24 protein-coding genes are annotated in these 20,383 nt (G+C 58.5%); 15 read left to right on the top strand and 9 right to left on the bottom strand.

Annotation, left to right across the window (positions count from 1 at the left end; all coding sequences use genetic code 11):
• Window positions 1-113 precede the first annotated feature (113 nt).
• The 5 genes from atuD (at window position 114) to ppnP (ending at window position 5,117) form a co-directional block, all read left to right on the top strand.
• The gene (atuD, locus tag BLW70_RS25625) at window positions 114-1,271 is read left to right on the top strand and encodes a citronellyl-CoA dehydrogenase (protein WP_074878766.1); all 1,158 of its coding nucleotides are present in this window, start codon (window positions 114-116) and stop codon (window positions 1,269-1,271) included.
• On the top strand, window positions 1,268-2,065 hold the full coding sequence (locus BLW70_RS25630; protein WP_074878767.1) for an enoyl-CoA hydratase/isomerase family protein: 798 nt from the start codon (window positions 1,268-1,270) through the stop codon (window positions 2,063-2,065). The genes atuD and BLW70_RS25630 overlap by 4 nt, the downstream gene beginning before the upstream one ends.
• A gap of 122 nt (window positions 2,066-2,187) precedes the next feature.
• Entirely contained in the window at window positions 2,188-4,149 is a 1,962-nt protein-coding gene (locus BLW70_RS25635) for an acetyl-CoA carboxylase biotin carboxylase subunit (RefSeq protein ID WP_074878769.1), read from the top strand.
• A gap of 71 nt (window positions 4,150-4,220) precedes the next feature.
• A complete protein-coding gene (locus BLW70_RS25640) occupies window positions 4,221-4,763 on the top strand; it encodes a 3'-5' exonuclease (protein ID WP_074878771.1) in 543 nt (180 codons plus the stop codon).
• Between the two features lie 69 nt (window positions 4,764-4,832).
• Window positions 4,833-5,117, top strand: a complete 285-nt coding sequence (gene ppnP / locus BLW70_RS25645; RefSeq protein WP_074878773.1) for a pyrimidine/purine nucleoside phosphorylase — start codon at window positions 4,833-4,835, stop codon at window positions 5,115-5,117.
• A gap of 71 nt (window positions 5,118-5,188) precedes the next feature.
• Here ppnP and BLW70_RS25650 read toward each other — a convergent pair whose 3' ends face one another.
• Window positions 5,189-5,995 carry an MOSC domain-containing protein gene (locus tag BLW70_RS25650; RefSeq protein ID WP_074878775.1) on the bottom strand — a complete coding sequence of 269 codons (807 nt, stop codon included), beginning with the start codon at window positions 5,993-5,995 and terminating at the stop codon, window positions 5,189-5,191.
• Window positions 5,996-6,079: 84 nt separating this feature from the next.
• Window positions 6,080-7,015: a chemotaxis protein CheV gene (locus tag BLW70_RS25655; protein WP_074878777.1), complete on the bottom strand. Its 936-nt coding sequence runs from the start codon at window positions 7,013-7,015 to the stop codon at window positions 6,080-6,082.
• 461 nt (window positions 7,016-7,476) lie between these two features.
• Between BLW70_RS25655 and BLW70_RS25660 the strand changes: the two genes are divergently transcribed.
• The 3 genes from BLW70_RS25660 (at window position 7,477) to BLW70_RS25670 (ending at window position 9,828) form a co-directional block, all read left to right on the top strand.
• On the top strand, window positions 7,477-7,947 hold the full coding sequence (locus BLW70_RS25660) for a hypothetical protein (RefSeq protein ID WP_074878779.1): 471 nt from the start codon (window positions 7,477-7,479) through the stop codon (window positions 7,945-7,947).
• A gap of 334 nt (window positions 7,948-8,281) precedes the next feature.
• Complete coding sequence (locus tag BLW70_RS25665) at window positions 8,282-9,175, top strand: sensor histidine kinase (RefSeq protein WP_074878781.1); 894 nt, start codon at window positions 8,282-8,284, stop codon at window positions 9,173-9,175.
• Window positions 9,172-9,828 carry a response regulator gene (locus BLW70_RS25670; protein WP_074878783.1) on the top strand — a complete coding sequence of 219 codons (657 nt, stop codon included), beginning with the start codon at window positions 9,172-9,174 and terminating at the stop codon, window positions 9,826-9,828. Before BLW70_RS25665 ends, BLW70_RS25670 begins: the two co-directional genes overlap by 4 nt.
• Here BLW70_RS25670 and yegS read toward each other — a convergent pair.
• Window positions 9,812-10,729, bottom strand: a complete 918-nt coding sequence (gene yegS / locus BLW70_RS25675; RefSeq protein WP_074878785.1) for a lipid kinase YegS — start codon at window positions 10,727-10,729, stop codon at window positions 9,812-9,814. The genes BLW70_RS25670 and yegS overlap by 17 nt on opposite strands.
• Window positions 10,730-10,958: 229 nt before the next feature.
• Here yegS and BLW70_RS25680 point away from each other — a divergent pair, with 229 nt between their 5' ends.
• Window positions 10,959-11,273, top strand: coding sequence for a hypothetical protein (locus BLW70_RS25680; protein ID WP_074878786.1), 315 nt, complete (start codon window positions 10,959-10,961; stop codon window positions 11,271-11,273).
• A gap of 60 nt (window positions 11,274-11,333) precedes the next feature.
• Here BLW70_RS25680 and BLW70_RS25685 read toward each other — a convergent pair whose 3' ends face one another.
• Both BLW70_RS25685 and moaB read right to left on the bottom strand, forming a co-directional pair.
• Window positions 11,334-12,560 carry a molybdopterin molybdotransferase MoeA gene (locus BLW70_RS25685; protein ID WP_074878788.1) on the bottom strand — a complete coding sequence of 409 codons (1,227 nt, stop codon included), beginning with the start codon at window positions 12,558-12,560 and terminating at the stop codon, window positions 11,334-11,336.
• A complete protein-coding gene (gene moaB, locus BLW70_RS25690) occupies window positions 12,544-13,083 on the bottom strand; it encodes a molybdenum cofactor biosynthesis protein B (RefSeq protein ID WP_074878790.1) in 540 nt (179 codons plus the stop codon). The genes BLW70_RS25685 and moaB overlap by 17 nt, the downstream gene beginning before the upstream one ends.
• 81 nt (window positions 13,084-13,164) lie before the next feature.
• Here moaB and mobA point away from each other — a divergent pair, with 81 nt between their 5' ends.
• Together mobA and BLW70_RS25700 are read left to right on the top strand one after the other, a co-directional pair.
• Window positions 13,165-13,767: a molybdenum cofactor guanylyltransferase MobA gene (mobA, locus tag BLW70_RS25695; RefSeq protein ID WP_074878792.1), complete on the top strand. Its 603-nt coding sequence runs from the start codon at window positions 13,165-13,167 to the stop codon at window positions 13,765-13,767.
• Window positions 13,768-13,843: 76 nt separating this feature from the next.
• Complete coding sequence (locus BLW70_RS25700; RefSeq protein WP_074878794.1) at window positions 13,844-14,065, top strand: YgdI/YgdR family lipoprotein; 222 nt, start codon at window positions 13,844-13,846, stop codon at window positions 14,063-14,065.
• Between the two features lie 89 nt (window positions 14,066-14,154).
• On the opposite strand, the gene BLW70_RS25705 is transcribed toward BLW70_RS25700, so the two are convergent.
• The 3 genes from BLW70_RS25705 to BLW70_RS25715 form a co-directional block, all read right to left on the bottom strand.
• A complete protein-coding gene (locus tag BLW70_RS25705) occupies window positions 14,155-15,045 on the bottom strand; it encodes a pseudouridine synthase (RefSeq protein WP_074878796.1) in 891 nt (296 codons plus the stop codon).
• Window positions 15,046-15,116: 71 nt separating this feature from the next.
• Window positions 15,117-15,434: a hypothetical protein gene (locus tag BLW70_RS25710; protein WP_008145883.1), complete on the bottom strand. Its 318-nt coding sequence runs from the start codon at window positions 15,432-15,434 to the stop codon at window positions 15,117-15,119.
• A gap of 157 nt (window positions 15,435-15,591) precedes the next feature.
• A complete protein-coding gene (locus BLW70_RS25715; protein ID WP_074878797.1) occupies window positions 15,592-15,828 on the bottom strand; it encodes a glutaredoxin family protein in 237 nt (78 codons plus the stop codon).
• A 204-nt stretch (window positions 15,829-16,032) separates the two neighbouring features.
• Here BLW70_RS25715 and BLW70_RS25720 point away from each other — a divergent pair, with 204 nt between their 5' ends.
• Window positions 16,033-17,745 (top strand): cation:proton antiporter, encoded by a 1,713-nt coding sequence (locus BLW70_RS25720; RefSeq protein ID WP_074878799.1) that lies wholly within the window; start codon window positions 16,033-16,035, stop codon window positions 17,743-17,745.
• Here BLW70_RS25720 and BLW70_RS25725 read toward each other — a convergent pair.
• On the bottom strand, window positions 17,742-18,950 hold the full coding sequence (locus tag BLW70_RS25725; protein WP_074878800.1) for an ammonium transporter: 1,209 nt from the start codon (window positions 18,948-18,950) through the stop codon (window positions 17,742-17,744). The two genes, BLW70_RS25720 and BLW70_RS25725, sit on opposite strands and share 4 nt — an antisense overlap.
• A gap of 306 nt (window positions 18,951-19,256) precedes the next feature.
• Between BLW70_RS25725 and BLW70_RS25730 the strand changes: the two genes are divergently transcribed.
• The 3 genes from BLW70_RS25730 to BLW70_RS25740 are packed head-to-tail and all read left to right on the top strand — an operon-like array spanning window position 19,257 to window position 20,300.
• Window positions 19,257-19,571, top strand: a complete 315-nt coding sequence (locus tag BLW70_RS25730) for an ElaB/YgaM/YqjD family protein (RefSeq protein WP_074878802.1) — start codon at window positions 19,257-19,259, stop codon at window positions 19,569-19,571.
• A 1-nt stretch (window position 19,572) separates the two neighbouring features.
• Window positions 19,573-19,962, top strand: coding sequence for a phage holin family protein (locus BLW70_RS25735; protein WP_008145878.1), 390 nt, complete (start codon window positions 19,573-19,575; stop codon window positions 19,960-19,962).
• Window positions 19,959-20,300, top strand: a complete 342-nt coding sequence (locus BLW70_RS25740) for a hypothetical protein (RefSeq protein WP_074878804.1) — start codon at window positions 19,959-19,961, stop codon at window positions 20,298-20,300. Before BLW70_RS25735 ends, BLW70_RS25740 begins: the two co-directional genes overlap by 4 nt.
• Window positions 20,301-20,383: the final 83 nt, after the last annotated feature.

Here is a 20,383-nt window from a genome sequence, read left to right on the forward strand (position 1 = left end):
CGTGGGAATGCAGCCAGGGACGCTCCGCGTCCCAAGAGCGGACGCAGAGCGTCCATAGAGGCGTTACCACGCAGAGCGTGGGAACGATCGGGTTCGTCAGGAGAACAATAAGAATGATCTTCACCCAGGAACACGAAGCACTGCGCCGCACTGTCCGCCAATTCGTCGATCACGAGATCAATCCTCACGTCGATGAATGGGAAAAGGCCGGACGCTTTCCGATCCACGAGCTCTTCCGCAAGGCCGGCGAGCTCGGCCTGTTGGGGATTTCCAAACCGGAAAAGTTTGGCGGCATGGGGCTCGACTACAGCTATTCGATCGTCGCGGCTGAAGAGTTCGGCACCATCCATTGCGGCGGCATTCCGATGTCCATTGGCGTGCAGACCGACATGTGCACCCCGGCCCTCGCCCGCTTCGGCTCCGATGAACTGCGTGAAGAATTCCTGCGACCGGCGATCACTGGCGAGCAGGTCGGTTGCATCGGTGTTTCCGAAGTCGGCGCCGGTTCCGATGTGGCCGGTTTGAAAACCACCGCCCGCAAGGACGGCGACGACTACGTGATCAACGGCAGCAAGATGTGGATCACCAACTCGCCGAGCGCGGATTTCATCTGCCTGCTGGCCAACACTTCAGACGACAAACCGCACATCAACAAGTCGCTGATCATGGTGCCGATGAACACCCCCGGCATCAGCCTCAGTTCGCACCTGGACAAGCTCGGCATGCGCAGTTCGGAAACCGCCCAGGTGTTTTTCGACAACGTGCGCGTACCGCAACGCAACCGCATCGGCCACGAAGGCGCGGGGTTCATGATGCAAATGCTGCAGTTCCAGGAGGAGCGGCTGTTCGGCGCGGCGAACATGATCAAGGGCCTGGAGTACTGCGTCGACAGCACCATCGAGTACTGCAAGGAACGTAAAACCTTCGGCAATGCGCTGATCGACAATCAGGTCATCCACTTTCGCCTGGCCGAACTGCAAACCGAAATCGAATGCCTGCGGGCATTGGTCTATCAGGCCACCGAGCAATACATCAAAGGCCAGGACGTCACCCGCCTGGCGTCGATGGCCAAACTCAAGGCCGGGCGCCTGGGCCGGGAAGTCAGCGACAGCTGCCTGCAATATTGGGGCGGCATGGGCTTCATGTGGGATAACCCGGTGGCCCGCGCGTACCGTGACGTGCGGCTGGTGTCGATCGGCGGCGGTGCCGACGAAATCATGCTGGGGATCATCTGCAAACTCATGGGCATCCTGCCGGGGAAAAACAAATGAGCGCCCTGCCGGTTTGCCAGACCTTGTTGCTGGAATCGCACAACGGCGTCCTGCACATCACCCTCAACCGCCCCGAAAGCCGCAATGCCATGAGCCTGTTGATGGTCGCGGAACTGCGTGCGGTGCTGTTGGCCGTGCGCGATGACCGTGGGATTCGTGCCTTGGTGATCGCTGGTGCCGGCGGGCATTTTTGCGCCGGTGGCGACATCAAGGACATGGCCAACGCACGCGCTCAGGGCCCGAGCGCCTATCGCGATTTGAATCGCGCGTTCGGTGCGCTGCTGCAAGAGGTACAACACGCACCACAAGTGGTGATCACGGTGCTGCAAGGCGCGGTGCTCGGCGGTGGTTTGGGGCTGGCCTGCGTCAGCGATGTCGCCTTGGCCGATCACCAGGCGCAATTCGGTCTGCCGGAAACCAGCCTCGGCCTTCTGCCTGCGCAGATCGCACCGTTCGTGGTGCAGCGAATCGGCCTGACCCAGACACGTCGACTGGCGCTGACCGCGGCACGTTTCGATGGCACACACGCACGGCGCATGGGGCTGGTGCATTTTGTCGAGCATGACGCGCAAGCGTTGGCCGAGCGTCTCGATGAAATTCTGGCCCATGTGTTGTGCTGCGCGCCGGAGGCGAATGCGACGACCAAAAAGCTGTTGCTGGCGAGTGCCGGACAGCCCTCGAATGCGTTGCTGGATGAAGCGGCCGACTGGTTCAGCGAGGCGGTGACCGGGGCTGAAGGTATTGAGGGGACCATGGCTTTCGTGCAAAAGCGTAAACCGGGCTGGGCGCCTTAAAAGCATAGTCGGAACGCCGCCCGGAGCAGGTTCACTCCCACAGGGGAATGCATTTCAAATGTGGGAGCGAGCCTGCTCGCGATGAGGCCATCACATCCACCGCAAAACCGTGGGAATAAAACATGCCCGGACTCAGAAAAATCCTGATCGCCAACCGCGGTGAAATAGCCTGCCGCATCCAGCGCACCGCCCAGGCCCTGGGCTATCGCACGGTCGCGGTGTTCAGCGATGCCGACGCCAATGCGCTGCACGTGCAACTGGCCGACGAAGCCGTAAACATCGGCCCGGCACCGGTGCAGCAGTCCTATCTGAATATCCCGGCCATTCTCGACGCCGCCCGGCGCACCGGCGCTGACGCGATCCATCCGGGCTATGGCTTCCTCTCGGAAAACGCCGGGTTCGCCCGCGCTTGTCAGGATGCCGGCATCACCTTCATCGGCCCCAGTCCCGATGCCATCGAACTGATGGGCAGCAAACGCCTGTCAAAACTCGCCATGCTCGATGCCGGTGTGCCGTGTATCAAGGGTTATCAGGGCGAAGAACAGGACGACGCCACCCTGAGCCGCGAAGCCGCACGCATCGGCTATCCGCTGATGATCAAGGCCAGTGCCGGCGGTGGCGGGCGTGGCATGCGCCTGGTGCGCGAGGCCAAAGATTTGCTCGAACAGCTGCGCACCGCTCGCTCCGAAGCGCTGCATGGGTTTGGCAGCGACGAACTGATCCTCGAGCAAGCGCTGATCGACCCGCGTCATGTCGAAGTTCAACTGTTCGGCGACCAGCACGGCAACCTGGTCTACCTTGGCGAGCGCGACTGCTCGATCCAGCGTCGCCATCAAAAAGTCATCGAAGAAGCGCCCTGCCCGGTGATGACCGCCGAGTTGCGTCAGGCCATGGGTGAAGCGGCGCTAAAAGCAGGTCGCGCAGTGAATTACATTGGCGCTGGCACCGTCGAATTTCTGCTGGATGCGCGCGGGCAGTTTTACTTTCTGGAGATGAACACCCGTCTCCAGGTGGAGCACCCAGTGACCGAATTGATCACCGGCCTCGATCTGGTGGCCTGGCAGTTGCACGTCGCCGAAGGGCTGCCGTTGCCGTTGCGCCAGGAGCAGGTCCAGCTCAGCGGCCATGCCATGGAAGTCCGCTTGTACGCCGAAGATCCGGCGCACGGTTTTCTGCCACAGACCGGTCGCATCACCGCCTGGGAGCCTGCGTTGCAGAGCGGCGTGCGAATCGATCATGGCTTGGTCGAAGGCCAGACCATCAGCCCGTTTTATGACCCGATGCTGGGCAAGATCATCAGCCACGGCGCCACCCGCGAAGAAGCCCGGCGCAAACTGCTGCGGGCAGTGCAGGACAGCGTGCTGCTCGGCGTGCAGAGCAATCAGCGTTTGCTCGCCAGCCTGCTCGAACATCCGCAGTTCATCAGTGGTGAGTTCAGTACCGGCTTCATCCCGACTCACTTTGCCGAGCATCCTTGCCTGCATGCGCATGTGCCGAGCGCCGAAGAACTGGCCATCGCTGCGGCATTGTTCTATCAGGCTTCGGCGCAGGTTCATCACGCGCCACTGGCCGGTTGGCGCAACAACGCCAGCGTGCCGCTGCACTATCGAATCGGCCTTGAGGATCAGGATTGGCCTGTGGAGTTGAACGCTGTATCGGGTGAGCCGTATCGGATTCAAGTCGCAACAGTGCCCTTTGAATTGAAGATCATCCAGTGCGACGGACGCTGGGCCAGCCTGGACATCAACGGTGTCCGCCGACGCCATGCCTACCGTCTTGAGGCCGGGCAACTCTGGCTGTTCACCCGTCCCGGCAGTGTGCGGCTGATGGACCGCACGCAAGCCTTGGTCAGCAGCCAGGCCAGCGTCAGCTCCGGCACCCTCAAGGCTCCGATGGACGGGGCGATCGTCGACGTGCTGGTGACCGAGGGCAGCCCTGTCAGTAAAGGCCAGTTATTGGTGGTGCTGGAGGCCATGAAAATGGAGCATCCGCTCAAGTCAGGCATCGACGGCGTGCTCAAACGCTTGCAGGTCAGGGTCGGTGACCAGGTGAAAAATCGTCAGATTTTGTTGGAGGTCGAATAAGCCGCTAGGCGGATCCGCCGGGTTTGGCTACGCTCAAGCCCTATCAGGACGCGGATACCAGGAACCCTGCGATGCCTCACTGGCTGGTCATTGATCTGGAAGCCACCACCGATGAGGGTGGTTGGCCAGTAACAGAAATGGAAATCATCGAAATCGGCGCCACCCTGGTGGACCGAAAAGGTCGAGAACTGGATAGCTTTCAGCGCTTCGTACGCCCGACGCGTCGGCCTTTGCTGACGCCGTTTTGCCGGCAACTGACCCACATCACCCAGGCCAACATCGACGCCGCGCAGTCTCTGAGCGAGGTCTGGGCGTCGTTCGAACACTGGCTCGGCCAGCATCACTCGCGCCTCGAAGGCTGGGCCAGTTGGGGCGATTACGATCGCAAACAGCTGGTCCAGGAGTGGGAGCGCCTGCAACTCGACAGCGCCCTGAGCCGGGTTCCGCACATGAACCTCAAACAGCGCTTTGCCAAGTCTCGACGTCTGGAACGCCCGTTAGGGCTCAACGGCGCGCTGCAGCTGGCGGGCATGCAGTTCAGTGGCCAACAACATCGGGCGCTGGAAGATGCGCGCAATACCGCACGATTATTACCATTGGTTCTTCCGTCTTAGAGAGGTGACGCCGGCATGGGCCTTGTGCATACTGGCCGGCCCTTTTCAGCCCTTTTCGAGGAATCGCCCATGTTTAAAGTCAACGAGTACTTCGACGGCACCGTCAAGTCGATCGCCTTTGGCACCGCTGAAGGTCCTGCGACCATCGGCGTCATGGCACCGGGCGAATACGAATTCGGCACCAGCCAGCGTGAAATCATGCACGTGGTGTCCGGCGCCCTGACCGTCAAACTGCCGGACAGCAGCGACTGGGAAACCTTCTCCGCCGGCAGCCAGTTCAACGTCCCCGCCAACAGCAAGTTCCAGCTGAAAGTGGCCGTCGACACCGCTTACCTGTGCGAATACCGCGGCTAAAACCCTGGGTTTCACAGCGAAAAAAAAATGCCCGCGTCCTTGGACACGGGCATTTTTTTGTTCAGATGGTCCTATTCAAGGATCGTCACCGGCATACCGACTTCAAGTTGGCCATTGCTGTCGTTGACCAGGTTCTGTCCGAACATCGCGCCGTCGGCTTCGCTACGGTATTTCTGCAATGTAGCCAGAGGTTCACGATCTTCGCTGCGCTCACCGGTTTGCGGGTCGATGGTGGTCAGAATGCAACGTGAACACGATTTGACCACGCGGTACTCGACATCGCCGATGCGGATACGCTTCCAGCCATCTTCGGCATACGCCTCGCTACCCTCGATCACCAGGTTGGGCCGAAAGCGCAGCATTTCCAGCGGGCGGCCGACTTTTTGCGACAAGTCATCCAGTGAGGCCTGTCCGATCAGCAACAGCGGAAAGCCATCGGCGAAGGCCACCTGATCATCGTCCTTGCCGTAGCCGGCCTGGGTGGTCCGTGCGCGATCAAGAGGGACTTGTACCAGGCGAGTCGGTTTGCCAATGAACTCACTGACCCAGGCACCCGCCTCGTCACCGGCATCCGGCACACGCAACGTATCGCGCCAAATGGTCACGCCACGCAGTTCAGCGTGGCTGGCAGGCAGGGCGACATTGATCGGTAAGCGGCCCGGCGCACTGAGGGTCAAGCCACCGTCGGCATTCCACAACGCCGACAGTTGACTCATCTGCGCCACGGCACGCTGGGTCAGAAAGCGCCCGCTGGCCTCGTCCACCAGCATCCAGCGTCGATCACCGTCCAGGCCCAGCTTGTCGAGGCTGACCTGCTGCAGGATCTCGCCCTTGCCGGATTTCAACGGATAACGATACAGCGCGCTCAGACGCAACATGGCCAGCTCCCTGGTGGATAAAAACGCCACCCTATACGAGCTTGATCACCGAATCAAAGGCCAAAACTGTGGGAGTGTGTTGGGTCAGGCAGGCACTTCGTCGAGCATCAGACGCTGGCGCACCACATCGACGAGTTTGTCCGGCTGGAATTTGGAGAGGAAGTTGTCGCAGCCAACCTTCTTCACCATCGAGTCGTTGAAGCTGCCGGACAACGAGGTATGCAGGACCACATAAAGGCCACGCAAGCGCGGGTCGTTGCGGATTTCCGTGGTCAGGCGATAGCCGTCCATTTCCGGCATTTCCGCGTCGGTAAAAATCATCAGCAGTTTGTCGGTCATGTTCACACCGGTATCGGCCCAGGCCTTGAGCATGTTCAGCGCCTTCAAGCCGTCGCTGGCGATGTGCATCTTCACGCCCAGTTGACCCAGGGTGTCGCGCAATTGCGACAGGGCCACGTTCGAGTCGTCCACCAGCAGCACTTCACGGCCACGGGCACGTTCCAGAACCGGATCGTCGAGTTTTTCGCGCGAGACCTTGGCGTTGTACGGGACGATTTCCGCGAGAACTTTTTCGACGTCGATGATTTCCACCAACTGGTCGTCGACCTTGCTGATAGCCGTCAAATAATGCTGGCGACCGGCGCTGGCCGGCGGCGGCAGAATGGCTTCCCAGTTCATGTTGACGATACGGTCCACGCCACCAACCAGGAACGCCTGCACCGAACGGTTGTACTCGGTGACGATGATCGTACTGGTCGGGCCTGGCACCAACGGGCGCATGCCGATGGCCTGGGACAGGTCGATCACTGGCAAGGTCTGGCCACGCAAATTCACCACGCCGCAAACAAACGGATGACGCTGGGGCATCAGGGTCAGCTTCGGCAGTTGCAGCACTTCCTGCACTTTGAACACGTTGATCGCGAACAATTGACGTCCGGCCAGCCGGAACATGAGAATTTCCAGGCGATTCTCACCCACCAGTTGCGTGCGTTGGTCTACCGTGTCGAGAATGCCGGCCATCAATGACTCCTGGGCTTGTTCTGATGAATTCACTAAAGGGGGTTATCGGCTGTTTTTGCCGGACCTTGACCCCCGTGTAAAATGCCACGAACAAACATTGATGTCACATTAACATCATGCTTTACTGGCCAGGCGATTCATCTGCCCTGTTGCCTGCCGCGAGACCTCGTTTCGTTCGGTTGGTTCCCCTGTGTAAGGGATTCCCCTAGTAACAATCAGGCCCAACCTGATATTCGCAATATCCAATAGCCATTAATGTGACGCCATTCTCATTGCATGAACGGAGTCAGGCTTTTGTGTGCGATCGCAGGTAAGTGGCCATCCACCCTATCGAGTTCCCCAGCCTGCAGCCAGACAGGCCGGCGCGCGATTTCACGACGGCATGGCAATGCGGGGACTCTGATCGTCCCCGTCAACACATACGACATTCCCGCATTTGACATGACGTTGTGGAGATAGACATGCCGAACGATCGTAACGAATGGGCTAACCGGCTCCCTGAATTTCTCGTCGAAGCAGAAACACTGCTGGTTAAAACCGAGGAGTGCCTGAGCCATTTGCAGCTGATCAGCAATGACAAGGACGCCATCGACTGCATGCTGAGCACCCTGCTCAAACTGGCCAACAAGGCCGATGCTCTTGCCTTGGCAGCCGTTTCGGAATTTTCGTTGCACATTCATGGTTTGCTCAGCCATGCGCAGAATCACATGGATTTACACGACCAGGCCCTGAGTGCGCTGAAAGACTGCCTGACGTTGATCGCCTGGCAACTCGAGCTTATCGATCAGAAGACCGGCCAACTCAGCCTGGATGACAGCGAACAGACCTCCCTGATCGAAGCCTTCGCCTTTCAGGTCGGACACAGCCAGTTTCACCCCCCCGCTCATTCCAAACCGCTCACACTCGTTTCCTTTGCAGGTCGGCAAGCCTGAATTATCGGGCTTCTATGCCGTGCTGAAATTTTATTGCCGTGAAGCCCCTTTAGCGGGCTCATGTCGCATTTGAATATTTCATACCTGCTTACGACAACTCGAAACCAAATAAACCACTCTTTCAGCCAACTTTTTCCATTATGGAACTGCTGTCCATAGAGTGCTTGTTTCCTGACTCGACTGACATATAGACCAAACGCGACCAACGGTATCTTAGGTGGTAGTATGCCGCCCATTAGTTGACGTCAATTAATGGCAGATTGACTCCAGACAGAGACCGTTATCCTCGATGCCCCGGTCTTCCCGCAGCGAACATCTATTGGCTCCATCCGCTATGTACGCCAGCCTCAAGTCAATCATACGAAGGCTACCCTCCTCAAAGTACGCGCACCTGGTCATGCTTGTGTTGTGTACCTGCTCGGCGCTTGGCAGCGCGCTGGTTTATAGCCTGTCCACTCGCCTGCCGCTGAGTCTGCTTGCCCTCAATATCGCCGCGTTGGCCTGCGTCTGGGTGCGGCATTGTTTTTCGCGCAAGTCGATAAAATTTCAACCCCAGGAATTGGCTGACCGGCTGTTGGAGGTTCAGGAAAACGAACGTCACCGGCTCAGTCGGGAGCTGCATGACGACATCGGCCAATTGCTGACCGCGGCAAAACTTCAAAGCGACTGGCTCAAACGCCGAATGCCCGAAGAACTCCAGGGCCAGTGTTCGGTACTCTGCGACACGCTGGAAGAGACCCTGGCCAAGGTAAGAGACGTGTCGGCCATTCTCAATCCAAGGCAGCTGACCAGCCTCGGCCTGGAAGCCAGTCTGCGCGCGCACTTACTCAAGACACTGGCCAACACACCGGTGCACTGGAGCCTGGAATGCCATCAGCGCCTGTCCGGTATACCGGAGGAAATGAGCCTGGCCGCCTTTCGTATCACCCAGGAAGCGGTGACCAATATATTGCGCCATGCCAAAGCGAAAAATCTGTTGGTCCGCCTGCAACGTCTGCCGCAGGGCCTGACGCTATTGATCAGCGACGATGGCCAGGGTTTCGCGCCAGCGACCGATCCAGGCCGAGAAGGGCAACGCGGCATGGCAGGGATGTCGGAGCGGATCAATCAGTTGGGCGGCACACTGAGCATTTGCAGCGAGCCGGGCAAAGGCACTCAAATCGAAGCCCTCTTCCCCTGGGCGCCCCGTGCGCTCGAACGGGCCAGTACGAATAAGGTTATGCGTTGACTTGTAACTTACTTCTGGTGGATGACCACTCACTTATCAGGGCAGGCGTGCGCGCCCTGGTGCTGGATATTCCCGGTTACGCGGTAATCGGTGAAGCCAATGACGGTTCGCAGTTGCTCGAGTTGGTCGAGCAGTTGTCCCCCGACATCATCCTGCTGGATATTTCCATGAAGGAAACCAGTGGCCTTGACGCATTGCAGCGACTCAAGCGCGTACGCCCGCAGAGCAAGGTGCTGATCCTGTCGATGCACACCGATCCCGCACTCATCATGCAGGCATTGGAAACAGGTGCGCATGGCTACTTGCTCAAGGACACCACGGCCACCGAGCTCGAACATGCCCTGGATGCCTTGCGTAACAATGAGCGCTACCTGAGCCCGGCCATCGCCCATACCGTCATCAGCCAGGCGCTGACCCGAACTCAGAAACACCAGCCGGAACCTGATTCGCACAACCTGACAGCGCGTCAGCTGGAAATCCTCCGGCTGATCGTTCGCGGAAAATCTACCCGGGAAATCGCCAATGGCCTGGGCCTCAGCATCAAGACCGTTGAAACCCACCGTTCGCAGCTCATGAAGCGCTTGCAGATCTACGATGTAGCAGGCCTGGTACTGTTCGCCGTGCGCGAGCAGATCATCAGCCTGGATGATTGATCAATGGCGATGCCCCCAGCAGCGGCGAGTTTTCAGGTAAATGCACGCGCAGTGCCGCCGGACGTGTCGAGAAACGCAAGTTGTCACCTTCCAGAGGTTCGCCGTCGAGGTTGATACAGAGGCCTTCCGAGACCTTGATTTCGACCCATGGCAAGCGGACTCGCACAAACATGTTGTCGATGCCGAAGCCATCCGCCAGCAGGGTTTTCAAGGTGCCGACGATTTCCTGCGGCGCAGGCAGAATACTGATGTCCAGCAGACCGTCGTCAGCCAGCGCTTCTGGACACAGCACGTGTCCACCGCCAGCCTGTCGGCCATTGCCGATGCCCAATGCCAACAGCTCGCCGCTCCAGTGGAAATCAGGCCCCTGCAACTCGCCATAGGCTGCGTGCAACTCACTGAACCGCGATAAACCGGTGAATAGGTAAGCCGCGCCGCCGAGGATTTTTTTCAAGTCCTCCGAGGTGTTTGCCGTGACCTGGCTGCCAAAACCGCCCGTGGCCATATTCAGGAACACCTGCCCGCCGACCTCCCCCAGATCAATGGCGCTCGGTGCAATGTCGAGAAGTTCCAGCGCCTGCTCGGGCTCCAGAGGCACGCCGGCGGCACGCGCAAAATCATTGGCGGTCCCCAACGGCATCAGTACCAGGCTGGCCTGTGTCGAATGCGCTGCCATGGCTTCGGCAATATCGCGCAAGGTACCGTCACCGCCACCGGCGATGATCTGTGTGTAGCCTGCCGCCAGTGCTTCATCTACCAGCCGCTGTGCGTCGCCCGCTTCCCAGGTCACTCGAACAGCCAGTTCCCAACCCTGTTTTCGCTTGTCCGCAACGGCAGAGCGAACCGCCTCGTTGAGCGCTTGCTTGCCATGCAGAATCAACAGCGCCTTGCGTTCGCCCATTAGTTGTCACTCCCATGATTGAATTCCGTATTGGAAATGTTGACCTCATCTAGCCCCATAAAAGTCGCAAGAATTTGAATTTTTTGAAGTCGAGCCGTATGGCGTCCTACAAGGCGGGATTTTTTCTTACAACATGTGAGGAATCGGCTCAATTGACCGAGCAATGCGTTTGGTACACCTTGGCACCTGCAGTTATCAAACATCAGCAGAAACTACACAGGGACGTGCCATGCAAAGCCAAGAGATCAGGTCACCGGTCACTCCGGTTGCATCCTTCGCAGAAAAACGCGCCAATCATCAAGCTGAATTCAAAACCAGCGCAAAGCCCAGTGGAGAGGCTGCCATGGAATCTCGCGTCGTTGAACTGGAGACACACCTCAAATACATCCGACGAGACATCGATGAAGTCCGCAGTGACGTCAAATCCATAAAACACAGGCTTGCCTATTCGGCTATCGGAACAGCCGTCGTCATCGGCGTTCTGGCCTGGATCGCCAATAGCCGTTTCGACCAGCTCGTGACACTCCTGGCTCACCAAGGGTAAGCCATGAACGCGAAACCCGGTTCGATCAACCGGGGTTGCGCGGTAAGACAGCGGCGGGAGTCAGCTCAAGACTTCGCTCAACGGGATGAAGCCCACGTAGTCACCTTCGCTCAGCGTGCGATCCTCCAGCACCTCAACCAGACCATCAGCCCAGGCAGCGCTACGCAGTACACCAGAACTCTGATTACTGTAGATAATTGCCCGGCCATTCTCCAGACGCCCGCGCAAGTACTCGCGTCGAGTGCCTGCTTTTGGCCATGCAAACCCTGCAGGCACCTGAAACTTAAGGGGCTCAACCTCTTTTACACCCTGGCGGCGCAAGAGATAGGGCCTTGCCAACAAAGCAAAGGTCACCAGCGTTGAAGCCGGATTGCCAGGCAACCCAATCACCGGCACGCCGCGAAAATGCCCGAATGTCAGCGGTTTGCCGGGTTTGATGGCAAGTTTCCACAACGTCAACTCGCCCTCTTCACGCAAGGCAATGCCCAGAAAATCCGCCTCGCCCACCGAGACACCACCGGTGGAAAGGATCAGATCGACATCTTTCAATTCACCAAGACAAGTACGGGTAGTCGCTAAATCATCCGGGAGAATCCCGGCGTCGATCACTTCACAGCCCTGACGCTGCAACCAACTGCACAACAACACTCGATTGCTGTTGTAAATCTGTCCCGGTCCCAGCGCCTGACCCGGTTCAATCAGTTCGTCCCCGGTGGACAGAACAGCAACGCGAACCTTGCGAATCACGTCCAGCTCTGCACATCCCAGCGATGCAACCAACCCCTGCTCGATCGGCCCGAGGCGCGTGCCGGCTGGCAGAATCAATTCACCAACGGTAGCTTCCTGGCCTTGGGGACGAATGTTTTGTCCTGGGGCCATGGTTTGGGTGAAACGTACTCGCTCATCCGCCAGAATCTCGGTGTTTTCCTGCATCTCGACGCAATCTGCACCAGCGGGCACTGGCGCACCGGTGAAGATTCGTGCACAGGTGCCAGGCTTCAAGGGCTGCGGAGCCTGACCGGCAAAAATCTTCTGGCTGACTACCAGGGGTTCTCCAGTCCAGTCGGCCACGCGCAAGGCATAACCGTCCATGGCACTGTTGGGCCAAGGTGGCAGATCCAGCGTCGAGACCAGGTCATCAGCCAGCACCCGCCCCTGAACCTGCACCAATGGCAAGCGTTCACGCTCACGAATCGGTGAGGCTTCCGCCATTGCCAGCAAGCGTGCCAATGCCACCTCGACAGCCATCAGGCTGCCAGTCTTGCCTGGCTTACCCGCGGGATTCACAGGGTGCCGCCTGTTTAAGATGAGTGACGAAGTTGCACGGGCGGTGCCGCGAATCCAGCTGCTCGGCAAGAATGCCATCCCAACCGGTGCGCACGGCATTGGTCGAACCCGGTAAACAGCAGACCAGCGTGCTATTGGACAAGCCGGCCAGGGCACGGGACTGAACAGTAGAGGTGCCAATATCCGCCACCGATATTTGCCTGAACAGTTCACCAAAACCGTCGACCTGTTTATCCAGCAGGCAACTCACCGCTTCCGGAGTGCTGTCGCGCCCCGTGAAACCGGTACCGCCAGTGATCAGTACCACCTGCACAACATCGTCGGCAATCCAGTTGGCGACTTGCGCGCGAATTTTGTAGAGATCATCTTTGAGCAGAACCCGGGCCGCCAGGTTATGGCCGGCAGCACTCAAGCGGTCGACGAAGAGCTGGCCTGAAGTATCGGTTTCCAGGGTACGGGTATCGCTGACCGTCAGCACCGCGATGTTGAGCGGTGCGAAAGGTACATCAGCCTTGGCTTTCATAGGCTCATCCAGTTGTAGGAGAAACAGCCCGGTGTTATATCACAGCGCTTCATTTTTTCGCCGCCCCCATGGAGACCGGCCATGACCTCGAATACACATTTGCCGCCCTGCTCCATTCTGCTCCTGGCAGGTGGTCGCGGCCAACGCATGGGCGGGCAGGACAAAGGGCTGCTGGAATGGCACGGCGAGCCATTGATTGCCCACTTGCACCGCAAGACCCGCTCACTGAGCGATGACCTGATCATCTCCTGCAACAGAAACCTGGAAAAGTACGCCCCCTACGCCGACCAACTGGTTCATGACGATGAAGGCGACTTCCCTGGCCCCCTGGCCGGTATTCGCGCAGGCCTGAAGGCCGCCCGCCATGCGCATTTGCTGGTGCTGCCTTGTGATGTACCGCGCGTAGACACCGCACTGCTCAATAGCATGCGCGATTCCGCCAGCCATCACCCGGACCAACCACTGATGCTTCGCCATGGCGAACACTGGGAGCCTCTGCTGTGCATTATTCCCGTGGCACTCTCGGCCGAATTCGAAAGCGCCTGGAGCGACGGTGAACGCAGCCCGGGTCGCCTCATGCGCAAACTGGGCGCTACGGCCCTGCAATGCCCCGACAATGACCCACGTCTGGCCAACCTCAACACACCAGAACTGTTAAGTGCCCACAACTCTGTGTCAGACTGACACGAGAAGGAACTTGCGCGCGCTCTACACGTCTCAAGCTCAGTAACCAAAAGAATTCATATTCGGAGACACACTCATGACTCAACGGACCCTCGCCACTTTCATGCTCGCACTGGGCCTCGCTACCCTCGCCGGTTGCGCATCGCCTACAGTGATTACCTTGAATGACGGTCGAGAAATCCAGGCTGTCGACGCGCCAAAGTTCGATAAGGATTCGGGTTTCTACGAATTCGAACAACTGGATGGCAAGCAGAACCGCATCAACAAGGATCAGGTTCGTACCGTTAAAGAGCTGTAATTTTTGCGGTGAACAACCGGATATGAAAAAGCCCGCTTCATGCGGGCTTTTTCGTGGCTGAAGATCGGCAGATTCGCTGAATTTGGTGATCACCACTGCAGAGTGATGGTGCTTTCGAATGCTCTTTCCTGGCCGCTGACCGGGTCCACAAATCGTAATCCCTGAGCGAGCAGTTTCAAAGGATTGGCATAGTCATCCTCAACACCCTTGAGTACGTGCGGATAAAACGGGTCGTTGCAGATGCTGGCGCCCAAGGCTGTCATGTGCACCCGTAATTGATGCTTTTTGCCTGTCACCGGGTAAAGCGCATAACGCCACAGATCACCGTTCTTCTCCGTAACCTCGACAGCCGTTTCGGTATTGCTGACGCCCGGGCCTTCCTGCATGCGGAAGAAAGGCTCGCCATCGATGAGCCGACTCTTGTGGACCAGCGGAAAAGACAGTTCAGGTAGCGCTCGGGCAATTGCCTCGTAGCGTTTTTCGATCTGCCGTGTAGGAAACAAGGACTGATAGGCGGAACGGCTCTGAGGGTTGGCGGAAAACAGCACCAACCCCGCTGTGTGCCGGTCAATGCGATGCAAAGGCACCAGATGCGGGTTATCGAGTCGACGGATCAACCGTCGCAACAGGGTTTGCTCCACGTATTCACCCGCCGGCGTCACCGGTAGAAAATGCGGCTTGTCCGCCACGACCAGATGCTCATCCGCATACAGAATCGACTCAACCACCGGGATCGGCTTTTCGTCCGGCACCTCACGGAAATAATGAATCCGCAAGCCTTCCTTGTAAGGAAGATCCAGGGCGATCGGTATGCCGTGACCGTCGAGGACACGGCCACGAGCGATTCTGTCCAGCCATTGTTCACGACCGATGGCGCTGAAGTGCTCGCACAGACAATCGAGTACGGTCCGCCACGGACCGGGCGGCAAGTAGAGCGTGCTGGCCTGGTTGTGTGCAGCAGAAAATGATGAAGTGGACATACGAAAATTCTAACCCTCAATACAGGGCGGCATTATCCAACAGCGACCGGAACGAACCTAGAAGAGAATCCTCAAGCCGGAATCTGCGTGCGCGCTGCCGCTTCGGTGAACTCCTTGAGCCAGCGCAGCACATCGACTGCCTCCCATCGACCTGGGTCATAAAGTGCATACAACAAACCCTGATAGCCCACGACATCCAGCTGCCGGTGATAGCCCGCGCGCTGGAACAAGGCTTCGATTTCGGCGAAACAGGTATTGAAATGCAGTTTATTGAAAGGAGTTTTTCCTTCTGTCACCAGGCCATCCAGGCGCAATTCGAGGACAGCCTCGCGCACCACGTCCGCCGACATCCGGTTCACGCTGTTCTTCAATTGTTCGACATTGACCACGATTCATCCCTCTCACGCCCGGACCGCCTGCCCAAAACCCGAAAACCAGAGGGCAAGGCAGGCATCACGAATAACTGTATGTGCATACAGTATCCGATCAATGCCGGTAAAGCCAAGGGAACCATCGCAAAGTTCGACAGGCGGGAACACCGACCGCCTAACGCAGGAACGCCACTACCTGATCGGCACTGAACGGCCAGCCCAGCTCCGCGCCGGTATCGATCCGCCGTAAAACCGGAATACGCAGACTGTAAGCCTCGAACCATGTTTCGTCGTCCGCGATATCCACCAGTTCCACCAGCAGACCGCGCTCGACAAACTCCATCAGCATGGCTTCGGCGACTTCACAAAGATGGCAACCAACGGTGCCGAACAGCTGACATTCAGGAAGCATGACTACAAGACCCGGTAAAGTAGGCGTTCATTCTAGGCCCGCCACGAAAAGCCGTCGAGCCAGGGACATCTTGATCAAAACTGGTTTCATGAGATTTCGGCAACGCCCTGACGCAAATCATTCGACCTGAACATCACTTGCGTCATGCTCGCCGCTTTTTTGCCTCTACGCTTGAATTGCCAGCGCCCATCACCGGAGTTATTCGTGTTCGCCAACCTGTTGATCATCCTCGCTTCCTCCCTGGTGGTGATTGCGCTGTTCCAGCGCCTGCGATTGCCACCCGTGCTGGGCTACCTGTGCGTGGGCCTGATGATTGGGCCAACCGCATTCAACTGGGTAAATGACAGCGAAGAGCTGCCGGATCTCGCCGAGTTCGGCGTAGTGTTTCTGCTGTTTTCCCTGGGGCTGGAGTTTTCCCTGTCGAAAATCCTCGTGTTGCGCCGAGTGGTATTCGGGCTTGGCAGTCTGCAGGTGCTGTGCTCCGGGATGCTGCTAGGGGGGTTGCTGATGCTGCTCGGCATGCCGATCACGCCTGCGCTGTTACTCGGCGCCGGCCTGTCGCTGTCTTCCACTGCCATAGTCAGTAAAGAACTGAGCAGTCTCGGCGAGATCTTCAGCAGCCACGGCCAGAATGCCATCGCCGTGTTGTTGTTCCAGGACGTCGTGGCGGTATTGCTGCTGACCCTGGTGCCGGTGTTCTCTGGCAGCAGTGACCAGGCCTGGTATTGGGCGCTGCCACTGACGCTGGGTAAAACCGTCGTACTGTTCGTGGGCCTGCTGCTGGTCAGTCGCTGGTTGCTGCCGCGGCTGTTCCATGAAGTGGCAGCTGCCCGCTCCCCGGAACTGTTCGTACTACTGGCGCTAGTCATTGTTCTGCTGACGGCGTGGCTGACGCACCTGCTCGGTCTCTCCCCTGCCCTGGGTGCATTTCTCGCCGGCATGCTGCTGGGAGAAAGCCATTACCGGCACCAGATCGAGGCCGACATCCGCCCGTTCCGCGACATCCTGCTCGGGCTGTTCTTCGTCAGTATCGGCATGCTGATCGACTTGCAGTTGTTCGCCAGCCACGGCCTGCTGATCCTCGGCCTGACCCTCGGGCTGTTGCTGCTCAAGGGCAGCGTCGTTGCGCTGCTGGTCAAATGGCGTGGCAGCGATGGCGAAACCGCCTGGCGCAGCGGCCTGGCATTGGCCCAGGGCGGCGAGTTCTGCTTTGCGCTGATGGCACAGATGCAGCAAAACAAATTGATGCCCGCGGATTTTGGTGGCCTGCTGCTGGCGGCGACCTTTTGTTCGATGCTCGTCACGCCGTTGTTGCTGCGCGCCGCCCCCCACATCGCCACACGCCTGCACCGCAAACCCAACGAAGAAGCAAAACTTGAAGAAATCAACGCGCTCAATGCCGGGTTACACAACCATGTCGTTATATGTGGCTACGGTCGTGTAGGTCAGTCAATCGGCCGCGCGCTACGCAACGCGCAACAACCCTACATCGCACTGGATACTGATCCGGTGCGTGTCCACGAAGCCGCCATGGATGAGACCTGCGTGCATTATGGCGACTCAAGTCGCGGTGAACTCCTGGTTGCGATAGGGCTGTCGCGCGCCAGGCTGCTGGTGATCGCCGTGGATCAGACCGACATTGCGTTGTTGATTCTCAAGGAAGCGCGGCAACTCAATGCGAGCGTGCCGATTCTGGTGCGCACACGCGACGACAGCCAACTGGCCGAGCTGAAGGCAGCCGGCGCCAGCGAAGTCGTGCCCGAACTGCTGGAGTCGAGCCTAATGCTCGCCTCCCACGCGCTGATCATGCTGGGATTACCCGCACATCAGGTACAGGAGCGGGCCGACCAGATACGGCACGACCGCTATCGCCTGCTGCACGGTTTCTATCCGGGTACTGATGACGAAGAAACCTAGTCCTGGCTCACAGCGCCAATCTTATGCACCGACAAGTCAGCGCCGTAATACTCTTCTTCCTGACTCAGACGCAGACCATGCAACGCCTTGATCACGCCATACACGGTAAAGCCGCCGGCCAGCGCCACGATCACCCCCAACGCGGTGCCGATCAACTGGCTGATCAGACTCACGCCGCCCAGCCCACCCAACGCGCTCTGGCCGAAAATGCCGCAGGCGATTCCGCCCCAGACGCCACACAAACCATGCAACGGCCAAACCCCCAGCACATCGTCGATGCGCCATTTGACTTGAGCCGCAGTGAAGCACCAGACAAACAATGCGCCGGCGATGACGCCGGTGACCAGCGCGCCCACCGGGTGCATCAGGTCGGACCCGGCGCAAATCGCCACCAACCCGGCCAACGGGCCGTTATGCAGAAAACCCGGGTCATTGCGCCCGATGATCAGCGCCGCCACGGTACCGCCGACCATGGCCATCAGCGAGTTCACCGCCACCAGTCCGCTGACACCTTGCAGTGTTTGCGCGCTCATTACGTTGAAACCGAACCAGCCAACGATCAGGATCCACGACCCCAGCGCCAGAAAGGGAATGCTCGAGGGCGCGAACGCCACCAGTCGCCCTTCGCGATAACGACCATTGCGCGGCCCGAGCAACAACACCGCCGCCAGGGCCAGCCAGCCACCCATGGCATGAACCACGACCGAGCCGGCGAAATCATGGAAGCTGGCGCCAAAGCGTTCCAGCAACCAGGCTTGCAAACCAAAGTTGCCGTTCCAGATCATGCCCTCGAAAAATGGATAAATGAACGCCACGATCAGCGCCGTCGCGCACAACTGCGGGACAAACCGGGCACGTTCGGCGATGCCGCCGGAAATGATCGCGGGTATTGCCGCCGCAAAGGTCAGCAGGAAGAAAAACTTCACCAGTCCATAGCCATGATCAGCATTGATCACAGCCGCCGGTTGCATGAAGGTCACCCCGTAGGAAATCCAATAGCCTATAAAGAAGTAGGCCAGGGTCGAAATGGCGAAGTCGCTGAGAATCTTCGACAAGGCATTGACCTGGTTCTTTTGTCGAACCGTGCCGACTTCAAGAAAGGCGAAACCGGCGTGCATCGCCAGAACCATGACCGCGCCGATCAGAATGAACAACGTATTGGAGCTATGAACCAGACTGTCCACAGCGCTTTGCAGATTTTCCATGGGGTTGGCAGACCTGAAGGCTAAAAAAGCACCAAAGCAGTTCGCGCAGACAATTCATGCACCAAGTTGCATCCTGACAGGATCAGCAGATCGATCCCGATGAGCCACTTTGGCGCACAAGGTTGCAACCTTTGCGCGAGTTTTCATTATTTGAGATAAGGTTTTGCTCGCATCCTGCCCAGCAACAGCGCAACGGCGCAGACAGACGCACCACGACATAGCAAAAGTTGTACCAGTCATTTGTACTGAACCTTCGCGCAAGGCTCATACTCGAACGATTCAGAAGCCACTTACGGAGATCCACCCATGGCCAGCATCAAGGCAAAGACTGCTCAAGAAATCCTGATGAATGATTTTCAGACTCTGGTCAGCGACACCGAACGGTTGCTGGAACACACGGCAACATTGGCCGGCGATCAGGCTGATGAGCTGCGCGAGCAAATCCACGACAGTCTGCTGCGTGCGCGCGAAACCTTGAAATTGACCGAAGACTCCATGCGCGAACGCGGCAAGGCTGCTGTTACCGCCACCGAAGACTATGTCCAGGCCAACCCATGGCAATCGGTCGGGATCGCGGCCGGGGTTGGTTTCCTGATTGGCTTGCTGGCCACTCGGCGCTGATATGGCTATCGGCGAATCCGGCTCGTCCGCGACGGGCCCAAGCTCCTCACCGCGGCGCCTGGGTGCTGCGTTTCTTGGACTGCTGCACAGCCATGTCGAACTGTTCGGCATTGAATTGCAGGAACAAAAAGCCCGCACGGTAAGCCTGCTGCTGTTCGCAGGCCTGGCGCTGGTTTTTGCCTTGCTGTTGCTGGTGGGCTTGTCGACGCTGGTGTTGATCCTGTTTTGGGACACCTATCGCCTGGCGGCCATCATCGGGCTTTGTGTTTTCTATACCCTCGCGGCGATTTTCTGTGCGATGCGCTTGAGAGCGGCGATTTTCGATGAATCCTCGCCCTTCCACGGCACCCTGGAAGAATTGGCCAACGATCGGGAGCGCCTGCTGCCATGAGCCTGCCTGAACTGCCTCACAACAGCTCGCGCACTGAAATGCGCAAAGCACTGATCCGCCTGCGCATGGAAATGCATCGTCAGGAAATCCGTCACGAATCCGCGCAACTGTTGCAACCCTTGCAGCGTGTGCGCGGAATGACGCAAAACCTGCAGGACGGCTTCGGCATCAAGCACGCGCCACTCTGGGGCGTGGCAGCCGTCACCTTGCTGGGCTTCCTGACGGGCAAGGGCGCCAAGGGCGGTGGCGTCAGCAGCCTCACTCGGCTGGTTCGTCTGGGCGCCACGCTGGGTCCGTTGATCAAGCTGGTCATGCAAGGCTCTTCGCGTCACCACTAAGGCCATATCTGGCCGCGTTCTTGTAACACCGGGACTGAACCTCTTTATCGAGGGGTTCAGTCCTGCGCGCTCGCGGCAAGCCG

The organism is Pseudomonas frederiksbergensis (assembly GCF_900105495.1).
GTDB classification, from domain to species: Bacteria; Pseudomonadota; Gammaproteobacteria; order Pseudomonadales; family Pseudomonadaceae; genus Aquipseudomonas; species Aquipseudomonas frederiksbergensis.

Coding starts and splice junctions, on each gene's coding strand:
- BLW70_RS25700 (WP_074878794.1), top strand. CDS start 13,844: ATGACTCAACGGACCCTCGCCACTTTCATGCTCGCACTGGGCCTCGCT.
- BLW70_RS25735 (WP_008145878.1), top strand. CDS start 19,573: ATGGCTATCGGCGAATCCGGCTCGTCCGCGACGGGCCCAAGCTCCTCA.
- BLW70_RS25650 (WP_074878775.1), bottom strand. CDS start 5,995: ATGTTGCGTCTGAGCGCGCTGTATCGTTATCCGTTGAAATCCGGCAAG.
- BLW70_RS25705 (WP_074878796.1), bottom strand. CDS start 15,045: ATGTCCACTTCATCATTTTCTGCTGCACACAACCAGGCCAGCACGCTC.
- BLW70_RS25725 (WP_074878800.1), bottom strand. CDS start 18,950: ATGGAAAATCTGCAAAGCGCTGTGGACAGTCTGGTTCATAGCTCCAAT.
- BLW70_RS25730 (WP_074878802.1), top strand. CDS start 19,257: ATGGCCAGCATCAAGGCAAAGACTGCTCAAGAAATCCTGATGAATGAT.
- BLW70_RS25655 (WP_074878777.1), bottom strand. CDS start 7,015: ATGGCCGGCATTCTCGACACGGTAGACCAACGCACGCAACTGGTGGGT.
- BLW70_RS25665 (WP_074878781.1), top strand. CDS start 8,282: ATGTACGCCAGCCTCAAGTCAATCATACGAAGGCTACCCTCCTCAAAG.
- mobA (WP_074878792.1), top strand. CDS start 13,165: ATGACCTCGAATACACATTTGCCGCCCTGCTCCATTCTGCTCCTGGCA.
- moaB (WP_074878790.1), bottom strand. CDS start 13,083: ATGAAAGCCAAGGCTGATGTACCTTTCGCACCGCTCAACATCGCGGTG.
- BLW70_RS25680 (WP_074878786.1), top strand. CDS start 10,959: ATGCAAAGCCAAGAGATCAGGTCACCGGTCACTCCGGTTGCATCCTTC.
- ppnP (WP_074878773.1), top strand. CDS start 4,833: ATGTTTAAAGTCAACGAGTACTTCGACGGCACCGTCAAGTCGATCGCC.
- BLW70_RS25715 (WP_074878797.1), bottom strand. CDS start 15,828: ATGCTTCCTGAATGTCAGCTGTTCGGCACCGTTGGTTGCCATCTTTGT.
- BLW70_RS25740 (WP_074878804.1), top strand. CDS start 19,959: ATGAGCCTGCCTGAACTGCCTCACAACAGCTCGCGCACTGAAATGCGC.
- atuD (WP_074878766.1), top strand. CDS start 114: ATGATCTTCACCCAGGAACACGAAGCACTGCGCCGCACTGTCCGCCAA.
- BLW70_RS25630 (WP_074878767.1), top strand. CDS start 1,268: ATGAGCGCCCTGCCGGTTTGCCAGACCTTGTTGCTGGAATCGCACAAC.
- BLW70_RS25640 (WP_074878771.1), top strand. CDS start 4,221: ATGCCTCACTGGCTGGTCATTGATCTGGAAGCCACCACCGATGAGGGT.
- BLW70_RS25660 (WP_074878779.1), top strand. CDS start 7,477: ATGCCGAACGATCGTAACGAATGGGCTAACCGGCTCCCTGAATTTCTC.
- BLW70_RS25635 (WP_074878769.1), top strand. CDS start 2,188: ATGCCCGGACTCAGAAAAATCCTGATCGCCAACCGCGGTGAAATAGCC.
- yegS (WP_074878785.1), bottom strand. CDS start 10,729: ATGGGCGAACGCAAGGCGCTGTTGATTCTGCATGGCAAGCAAGCGCTC.